Origin of the sequence: Candidatus Electronema sp. TJ, from assembly GCF_048287355.1 — a bacterium.
In the GTDB taxonomy this organism is placed as follows: domain Bacteria; phylum Desulfobacterota; class Desulfobulbia; order Desulfobulbales; family Desulfobulbaceae; genus Electronema.
In genome coordinates, this window is the sequence record NZ_JBLWEP010000106.1 from 1 (window position 1) to 8,489 (window position 8,489).

Below are 8,489 nucleotides of genomic sequence, written 5' to 3' on the forward strand. Positions count from 1 at the left end.
GCCTCCAGCCGCTCGCCCACATCAGAGGCGGCGCGCTCCTTGAGCTGCTGGGCCAGCAGGCTGATGGACAGGGGATGAAAGTCCACCTGCTCAAACAGCCTGATCAGCACATCGCGGCGGGGCCGCTTCAGCCTGCTCTTGGGCGGCAGACGGCGCAGCTCGTCAAACCAAGCCACGGCATCGTCCTCGCGCAGTCCCTGCAAGGGCCAGTGCCGATGAGCATAGCTGCCCGCGAGCGGATAGCTGGGATGAGCAAAGTCCGGCTGCCGCGAGGTGAGGAGGACGCGGCTCTCCCCGGCCTCTGACCACAGGGCAGCGGCATCGAGCAGCTCGGCCAGCCCGCGCCCGTCAGCCAAGCTCTCCAAGTTGTCGAGAATCAGCAGGGTGGGCACGCGCTTCAGAGCAGCCTCGGCAGCAGCCGCATCAACCAGACTCTCCTGCAAGGCCGCGCTCATCGTGCTAATGGCCATGCTCACCGGGTCGCTGCCCTGATAGGCGGCATAGCTGACAAAGCAGGCCCGCTTGAAGAGCTTGGTGCGCAGCAGCCAGCGGCCTGCTTCCAAGGCCAGCGCGGTCTTGCCTTGGCCGCCAAAGCCAGTGATGCTGTAACGACGGCAGTTCTCCACCGCAAAGGCACGTTCGATCTCCCACAGCTCCCTGCTCCGGCCAAAGAAGCCGGACTCCTGCTGCTTGGGCAGATTATGCAGCGGCTCTGGCTTGGGCGGCAGACTGTCTGTGGCCTTCTGCTTCTTCAGCAAGGGTTTGTCCGCCCCGTTCTGGTATAGGGCAGGCAGGAACCAGTCTTCCAGCTCCAAGGTCACTTCCTCGCAACCGTCCGTGCCGCGCAGCCGCTTGCCCCGGTTCTGGTTGCGGCGCAAGTCAGCGCGGGCATCATCCAAGGCTGCGCCGGTCGCGCTGCCCTTGAACAAACTGCAGTAGAACTCGGCAAACAGGGCCTCTGTGGTCTTGACCAAGACATTGTGGGTCATAGCCAGCACCGCAGGAATGCCCGCATGAACTAAGCGGGCGGCAACCCCGCTCATCGCGTCCTCCTCGCCCATCTCCGCCGACTTGCAGGCCGAGAGCACGACCAAGCCAACCTGCTGCCGAAAAAGCAGCTCGCCCAGAATGCGGGCCTCAGCATAGAACTTACCGCCGCTCTCGTTCTCAAAGAGGAGATAGCCTTGCCCGCCAGCCGGAGCAGTCTCGCCCCGCTCCTCAGCTTCACGCAGCAAGCCCTGCATGTAGGGCGGTAGGGCGGCTTTGTCTTCCCGCTTCGCAAGACTGCTGCTGCGGTCAAACGCGCCGTGACCGTCAAAGTGGATGATGTCCACTACAGGCAGGTCGTCAGCACGCAGCCGCTTCTCTAAGGCGGTGAGCGTGGCAGGCCGCAGGAACTCGATCTCTGCCCGCTGCTGCTCTTGCATGTCGAGGGCGTTCAACACGGCTTGCGGATCAGTGCGCGGGTTGATAAAACTGGCATCCTCTGGCCTGCTGACGATGAAGAGCACCCGCAGGACAGCCTTGGCTTTGGGCCTATATGGTTCACGACCTAATCCGCTGGCTGGCAAGCCCCGGCGGATAGCGATGCGTGGGTTCTCAGCAAAGAGAAAGGACTCACCCGGCGGACGTAGCAGTTCCCACGGCAAGGAGAGCACTGCCGGGTGGCTGGCAGCGACGGTCAGCAGACGGCCCTGCTTCTTCGCCTGTAGGAAGCGGAGAAAGTAGCCCAAGGCAGTGTCGTTTGCTTTAAACACTGCCTCGAACAGCTTCGCTCCCCAAGCGCGGAGCTGCTCCCGCATCTTGTCGGCTCGCTCGTCATCCGGCTCTGCTGCATAGCGCGTGCCGTAGTCTTCAAGGTACCAGCGTATTTCCTCCAAGTCCTTGCCTGTGAGGGGATTGGCAAAAGGAAAGAATCCGCTCTCTTCCAGAGAATCATCCAGTAGTTGGACAGCGGCGCGGGTGGGGTCAGGGAAGACAAGACGCAGTTCAAGCGGCATGATCACTGCTCCTCGCAGATCGCCTTGCAACCAAGGTGTATGACGATCACACCCAAGGCCACGGCCAGCATCTGTAAGACATTGCCGGAAAAGCCCATTGCCGCGAGGACTGCGCCGAAAGACTGTAGCACGGCCTCGTTGCTCAGGTCGCCATACTTCTTCCACTGCGTGTGCAGCACCCCGCCTTCCTCGCAGAGATCGCGGCGGGCAGCCTGCTTGAACCGCTGCCAGAAGCTGCGCGGCTCTTCCTTGGTTACAATGGCAATGACCCGCCACTGCGCGGGCAGGCGGTCTGGGATGTCCTGCTTGTCGGGTTCATTGCCTTTGGACTCGGCATATGCTGCTGCGTCCCGCAGCTGGGCAAGCTGCTGGTCAATCTGGGCGGAAAGGCTGGTGAGCTGATCGGGGGTGAAGATGCTGGGCATGGTGTCCTCCTGCAAAGAGCTGGAATATGTTGTGGAAAAAAGCCGGAGGATGCAACTATAGCCTGCGCCGGGAGGAAAAACAAGCCCAGCGGCCCAAGCAGCGGAGCGCAGCTGAGAAACAGCTTGGAATTTATCGCGGATGCACATACAATAGCCTGAAGACGGCTGCCTGCGTGGTCTGCCGCGTCCATTTTCAGAGGCTGCACGCCGCTGCTCAGATACTGATGAACCAATGCGCTTCAAAGGCATCCATCACATCGCCCTGATCACCGGGAACATGGAGGCCACCATCCGCTTCTGGCGCGACCTGCTGGGGATGCGCCTGATCAGCGGCTTTGGTGAGTCCGGGTTCCGTCAGTACTTCTTTGAGGTCGGCGAGGGAACCGCCCTCAGCTTCTTTGAGTGGGAGGGTGCGCAGCCTGCGGCAAGGAAGCTGCATGGCCGCCCGGTCTCCGGGCCGCTTGCCTTTGATCACATCGCCTTTGAGCTGGACTCCGCCGACGCGGTCTGGACGCTGAAAGACCGGCTGGAGGCGGCAGGCTTCCCTTGTTCCGACATGATCGACCACGGCAGCTTTCATGCTGTGTACTCCTTTGATCCCAACGGCGTGCCCATAGAGTTCTGCTGCGCCGGAGCAGGGGAGGGCGCACGGCACGAGCCTGCCCTGCATGACGCGGACCCGCCGCCGGCAGCCTTGGAAGGCCCTGAGCCGCAGCCCGGCAGATGGACGGAAGCCGTCACCCCCAGACCAGCGACAGAGCGGCAGGTGAAGGACGGGGACAGCAGCGGCTTCTTTCAGAAATGGGCCGGGCGGTGAGCGCAGTCTGCCGCCCCTCGTGCCTCACCTAGTTGTTTTGCATAGTCCTTTCTCTCTTTTTCGTGTAAAAAGTAACAGCCCTCTGTGATGAAGCGCCGCAGACAAATGCCGCCTCACCAGACTGTTCACACCAATCCAAGGAGCTGCTTATGAGAATTGCGGTCATGAAGGAAAACTGTCCGGGGGAGCGGCGGATTCCCCTGATCCCGGCCACAGCGGAAAAGCTGGTCAAGCTGGGCGCAGACCTGGCGGTTGAGTCCGGGCTGGGCCTGAGCTGCCGTTTCGAGGATGCGGACTACGAGAAGGCCGGGGCCTCGGTCTCTGCCTCGCGGCGCGAGCTGCTTCAGTCCGCCGACATGGTGCTCCGCCTGCGCAAGCCGCCGAAAGAGGAAATCGAGCTGATGCGGCAGGGCTGCATTCATGTCAGCTACCTTGACCCCTTCAACGAGGCCGGGCTGGTGGAGCTGCTCTGCCGGGCTGGCATCTCAGCAGTCAGCTTGGAGATGATCCCCCGCAGCACCTTGGCCCAGAAGATGGACGTGCTCTCCTCGCAGGCTAATATTGCGGGCTACGCCGCAGTGCTCCTCGGCGCGGAGCATTTGGACAAAATCTTTCCGATGATGACCACTCCCGCAGGCACGATCAAACCGGCGCGGGTCTTTATTATCGGCGTGGGCGTGGCCGGCTTGCAGGCCATTGCCACAGCCAAGCGGCTGGGCGCGGTGGTCGAGGCCTTTGACACGCGGCCTGTGGTCGAAGAGCAGGTCAAGTCGCTCGGCGCGAAGTTCGTCAAGATTGATCTCGGCGAGACTGGCCAGACCAAGGACGGTTACGCCAAGGCCCTCACGCCGGAGCAGCTCGCCCTGCAAAAGGAGGGCATGACGAAGGCCTGCGCCCGCGCTGATGTCGTGATCACCACGGCCCAGCTCTTTGGCCGCCCTGCGCCGCGCCTGATCGACCGCAAGATGCTGGCTGAGATGCGGCCCGGCTCAGTTGTCATTGACATGGCCGTGGAGAGCGGAGGCAACGTGGAAGGCTCTGAGGTGGACAAGATCACCGAGATCAGCGGAGTACGTGTGCTTGGCTTCGGCAATCTGCCGGGCCGCTTCGCTGAGACCGCCAGCCAGATGTATTCGTCCAACCTCGGCAACTTTGTCGAGCACTTCTGGGACAAGCAGACCAAGGTCTTCAACCTGAACCGCAATGACGAGATCATTAAGGGTGCGCTGATCACCCATGCGGGCGAGATAGTCAGCGAGATGTACAAAAGCATCATCAACAAGTGAGAGGAGGATGAAATGGAAATGGAACCGGTGTATCTGACCTTTGTCTTTGTCTTGGCGATCTTCCTCGGCTTTGAGCTGATCTCCAAAGTGCCGTCCACCCTGCACACCCCGCTGATGTCCGGCTCGAACGCCATCTCCGGCATCCCGATGATCGGGGCCATCGCCTCCTTGCAGGTTGAGGATCCGTTTTTCTCCGCCCTGCTCGGCACCTTGGCAGTGGCTTTCGCGGCGGTCAACGTGGTCGGCGGCTACATGGTCACAGACCGGATGCTGAAGATGTTCAAGAAGAAGGAAGCGAAGACTGAAGGAGGCGGCAAGTGAACCTGCTCATCAACTTTGTCTATGTCATCTCGGCCATCCTGTTCATCTTCGGCCTGAAGATGATGAGTTCTCCGGCCACGGCCCGGCAGGGCAACCTGCTCTCCTCGGTCGGAATGCTGATCGCGGTGGTCGCGGCGATGTTGAGCAACGGGCTGGATTACAAGTGGATCATCCTTGGCATTCTTATCGGCAGCGCGGTCGGTGCATTGCTGGCGGTCAAGGTGGGAATGACTGAAATGCCGGAAATGGTGGCCGTGCTGAACGGCTTCGGCGGCCTGTCCAGCCTCACCTTGGCTTGGGCGGAATACCACCAGCAGCCGGACACGTCCCTTTTTGTCGCCGTCGTCACCTTTCTTTCCGTGCTGATCGGCGGCGTGACCTTCACCGGCTCAATGGTCGCCTACGGCAAGCTCTCCGGCAAAATCACCCAGAAGCCAGTAATCTTCAACGGCCAGCACCTGATCAACGGCGCGATACTGGCTGCCGCACTCTTGGCTGCGGTGATCTTCTGCCTCAGCCCAGCCAGCGGCTTCGGCTATTTCCTCTTCATCCTCATTGCTCTCATCGCGCTTGGCTTCGGCGTGACCTCAACCATTCCCATCGGCGGCGCGGACATGCCGGTGGTGATCTCTCTGCTCAACAGCTACTCCGGCCTGGCCGCCTGCGCCGCCGGCTTCGTCGTCTCCAACAAGCTGCTGATCGTGGCGGGCGCATTGGTCGGCGCGTCAGGCATCATTCTCACCCAGATCATGTGCAAGGCCATGAACCGCTCCTTGGCCAATGTGCTCTTCTCCGGCTTCGGCAGCGGCGCGGCCAAGAGCGGCGGCGCGGCGGCGCAGGGCGAGGTGCGGCCGGCCTCGGCTGAGGATGTCTATTATATCCTCGAATCAGCGGATTCAGTGGTCTTCGTGCCGGGCTACGGTCTGGCAGTGGCGCAGGCGCAGCATGTGGTGCGCGAGCTGGGCGAGCTTTTGGAGAAAAACGACACTGAGGTGAGCTACGCCATTCATCCGGTCGCAGGCCGGATGCCCGGCCACATGAACGTGCTGCTGGCCGAAGCCAACGTGCCCTACGACCAGCTCATTGAGATGGACGACATCAACCCGCGCATGGACAGCGTGGATGTCTGCGTGGTGATCGGCGCGAACGACGTGGTCAATCCGGCGGCCCTGAACGACGCGTCCAGCCCGATCTACGGCATGCCGATCATCGAGACCCACCGGGCGCGGACGGTCATCGTCCTCAAACGCTCGATGAATCCGGGCTTCGCGGGCATTGAGAACGCGCTCTTCTTCAACGACAACACCCGCATGTATTTCGGCGACGCGAAGGAGTCCATTCAGGCTTTGGTCGCGCAGTTCAAGAATAGCTGACACAGCCAAAGCGGCAGCGCGGCGGAAGGCAGTTTGCGAGAACCGCCTTCCGCCGCAGTTTTGGATTGAGGCTGACTGCGGAATGTTTTACAGTGAGCAGTGCTGCGCTGATCGGCATTCCCAAACTTGGCCAATAATTTTCACCTGCAACCATGATTCTCGACACCATCGCCGCCCGCAAGTGGGAAGAAATCGCCGTCTTGAAACGCAGCGGCATCCGTCCGCCGGAAGGCAGCGTTGCTCCGCCGCGCGGCTTCATTCGCGCCCTGCTTACTGCACCCGGCGTGGCCATCATTGCTGAGGCGAAGAAGGCTTCGCCCTCCAAGGGCGTGATCTGTCCTGATTTTGATCCCTGCGCCATTGCCCGCAACTACCGCGACGGCGGCGCGCATGCTCTGTCCGTGCTGACTGACCGGGATTTCTTTCAAGGCGCAATTGAATACATCCCGCTGGTGCGCAATACGGTCGAGCTGCCGGTGCTGCGCAAGGATTTCATCCTTAATCCGATTCAGATTGAGGAAGCTGCGGTCTATGGCGCAGACGCGATACTGCTCATTGCTGCCTTGCTTGATGAATCTCAACTGCGCGACTTCCGCCAGCAGGCTGAGGAACGCGGCATGGACGTGCTGACCGAAGTGCACGACGAGCCGGAATTGGAAAAAACGCTGGCTGCCGGAGCCAAATTGGTGGGCATCAACAACCGCAATCTGAAGGACTTCAGCATGAACTTAGAGACCACCTTCCGCCTCAAGCGGCTGATTCCTGCGGCGATTCCAGTGGTGAGCGAGTCAGGCATCAGCAGCCGGGCGGACATGCTGCGGCTGAAAGAGGCGGGAGTGCGGGCCGCGCTGATCGGCGAAAGCCTGATGCGAAGCGCGGAGCAGGCCGGAACGCTGCGGGAGTTCCTTGCCGTTTGACGACCATGAGCCGAATCCGCATCAAAGTCTGCGGCATAACCAATCTAGAGGATGCGCAGGCCGCTGTCGAGGCGGGCGTGGACGCGCTGGGCTTCATCTTTCATGAAAAAAGCCCGCGCCATGTTGACCCGGAAACTGTCCGCCTGATCATCGAGCAGCTGCCGCCCTTTGTCAATACAGTGGGGGTTTTTGTGGACCGCGACTGCGGCGAGGCCGAGGAGATCATCCGCTTCTGCGGCCTGAGCTGCGCCCAGCTGCACGGCCAAGAACCGCCCGATTATTGCGAGCGGCTGGCCCGCGCCGCTGCGCCCTGCCAGATCATCAAGGCCTTGCGCGTGGGAACTCAGCTGCAAGCCGAGGATGCAGCCCCATATCATGCCCATGTCCGGGCCTTTCTTTTGGACACCTACCGCAAGGGGCAGGAAGGCGGCACTGGCCAGACCTTTGACTGGTCGCTGATTCCCCGGCTCAAGCTGCAACGAAATTTCATCTTGGCGGGCGGGCTGGATGCCAGCAACATCCACGCCGCAATCGAGGCTGTGCGGCCCTACGGCGTGGATGTCAATTCAGGCGTGGAGAGCAGTCCGGGCCGCAAAGATCACGCCCTCATCCGAGCTGTTGTCCGCGCTGTCCGCCAGTTCGACAGCTGCGCCCTATGAAAGGCCCGGAATCTTCAAGCCGCCGGTGAGCTTAGAAATTTCACTGCGGCCCAGTTCGGAAGCCTTTCGCGCCCCGTCGGCCACAGCGGCCACGATCAGGTCTTGCAGCATCTCCGCGTCTTCAGGGCGGATGATCTCCTTCTCAATGGTCAGGCCAATCAGCTCGCCTTTGCCGTTCATTTTCGCAGTGACCATGCCGCCGCCTGCTGAACCGGTGACGCTCTTGGAAGCCAGATCCGACTGCACCGCGCCGATCTTCTCCTGAAACTCCTTGGCCTGCTTCATCATATCGGACAAATTCATCATCACTCTCCTTGTTTGGGTTACGCCTCGTCGACCTCGTTGGCTGCGTTTTCAGCCTCTGCCAGTGTTTTTTTATACTGCGGCCCAATGCGTGTTTCACTGACTTGGCCTCGGAGAATCTCTGCCGCCATCAGCACCACGGGATCGTTAGCCAAGCTTTGCCGCTCCTTGCGCACCGCCTCCGCGCCGCCAGATTCTGTCGGCAGGCCGCAGGCTTTTGGCTCATCGAAAACAATGCGCAGGTTTTCTTGGAAGAAATCAGCCGCCAGCGCAGTCAGTTCGGCCAATTGCTCTTTGCTCTTTAAGATGCTGCAATCTGCCGAGTCGTGGTACGTCAGAATTAGCTTGTCGCCTTCCCATTTAGGCGGCGTGACGGCCCGCTCCAAGG

Annotated in this window: 9 protein-coding genes and 1 pseudogene; 6 read left to right on the forward strand and 4 right to left on the reverse strand. The window is 61.1% G+C overall.

The window, feature by feature from the left end:
- The coding region (locus ACNKID_RS08480) for a CHAT domain-containing protein (RefSeq protein WP_417913003.1) at nt 1–2,000 on the reverse strand (2,000 nt) is incomplete at its 3' end.
- 2 nt (nt 2,001–2,002) lie between these two features.
- Nucleotides 2,003–2,425, reverse strand: coding sequence for a hypothetical protein (locus ACNKID_RS08485; protein WP_417913004.1), 423 nt, complete (start codon nt 2,423–2,425; stop codon nt 2,003–2,005).
- 232 nt (nt 2,426–2,657) lie between these two features.
- Here ACNKID_RS08485 and ACNKID_RS08490 point away from each other — a divergent pair, with 232 nt between their 5' ends.
- The 6 genes from ACNKID_RS08490 to ACNKID_RS08515 all read left to right on the forward strand — a co-directional run bounded on the left by ACNKID_RS08490 (nt 2,658) and on the right by ACNKID_RS08515 (nt 7,798).
- Complete coding sequence (locus ACNKID_RS08490) at nt 2,658–3,242, forward strand: VOC family protein (RefSeq protein WP_417913005.1); 585 nt, start codon at nt 2,658–2,660, stop codon at nt 3,240–3,242.
- A gap of 149 nt (nt 3,243–3,391) precedes the next feature.
- Nucleotides 3,392–4,528, forward strand: a complete 1,137-nt coding sequence (locus ACNKID_RS08495) for a Re/Si-specific NAD(P)(+) transhydrogenase subunit alpha (protein WP_417913006.1) — start codon at nt 3,392–3,394, stop codon at nt 4,526–4,528.
- A gap of 18 nt (nt 4,529–4,546) precedes the next feature.
- A complete protein-coding gene (locus tag ACNKID_RS08500) occupies nt 4,547–4,849 on the forward strand; it encodes an NAD(P) transhydrogenase subunit alpha (protein ID WP_417913011.1) in 303 nt (100 codons plus the stop codon).
- Nucleotides 4,846–6,222: an NAD(P)(+) transhydrogenase (Re/Si-specific) subunit beta gene (locus ACNKID_RS08505; protein ID WP_417913007.1), complete on the forward strand. Its 1,377-nt coding sequence runs from the start codon at nt 4,846–4,848 to the stop codon at nt 6,220–6,222. Before ACNKID_RS08500 ends, ACNKID_RS08505 begins: the two co-directional genes overlap by 4 nt.
- 152 nt (nt 6,223–6,374) lie before the next feature.
- Nucleotides 6,375–7,139 (forward strand): indole-3-glycerol phosphate synthase TrpC, encoded by a 765-nt coding sequence (trpC, locus tag ACNKID_RS08510; protein WP_417913008.1) that lies wholly within the window; start codon nt 6,375–6,377, stop codon nt 7,137–7,139.
- A 5-nt stretch (nt 7,140–7,144) separates the two neighbouring features.
- Nucleotides 7,145–7,798, forward strand: a complete 654-nt coding sequence (locus tag ACNKID_RS08515) for a phosphoribosylanthranilate isomerase (protein ID WP_417913009.1) — start codon at nt 7,145–7,147, stop codon at nt 7,796–7,798.
- Here the strand turns inward: ACNKID_RS08515 and ACNKID_RS08520 are convergent.
- Nucleotides 7,793–8,104, reverse strand: coding sequence for a YbaB/EbfC family nucleoid-associated protein (locus tag ACNKID_RS08520; protein ID WP_417913010.1), 312 nt, complete (start codon nt 8,102–8,104; stop codon nt 7,793–7,795). The two genes, ACNKID_RS08515 and ACNKID_RS08520, sit on opposite strands and share 6 nt — an antisense overlap.
- Nucleotides 8,105–8,121: 17 nt before the next feature.
- Nucleotides 8,122–8,489: pseudogene (locus ACNKID_RS08525) on the reverse strand (hypothetical protein); the annotation flags it as partial.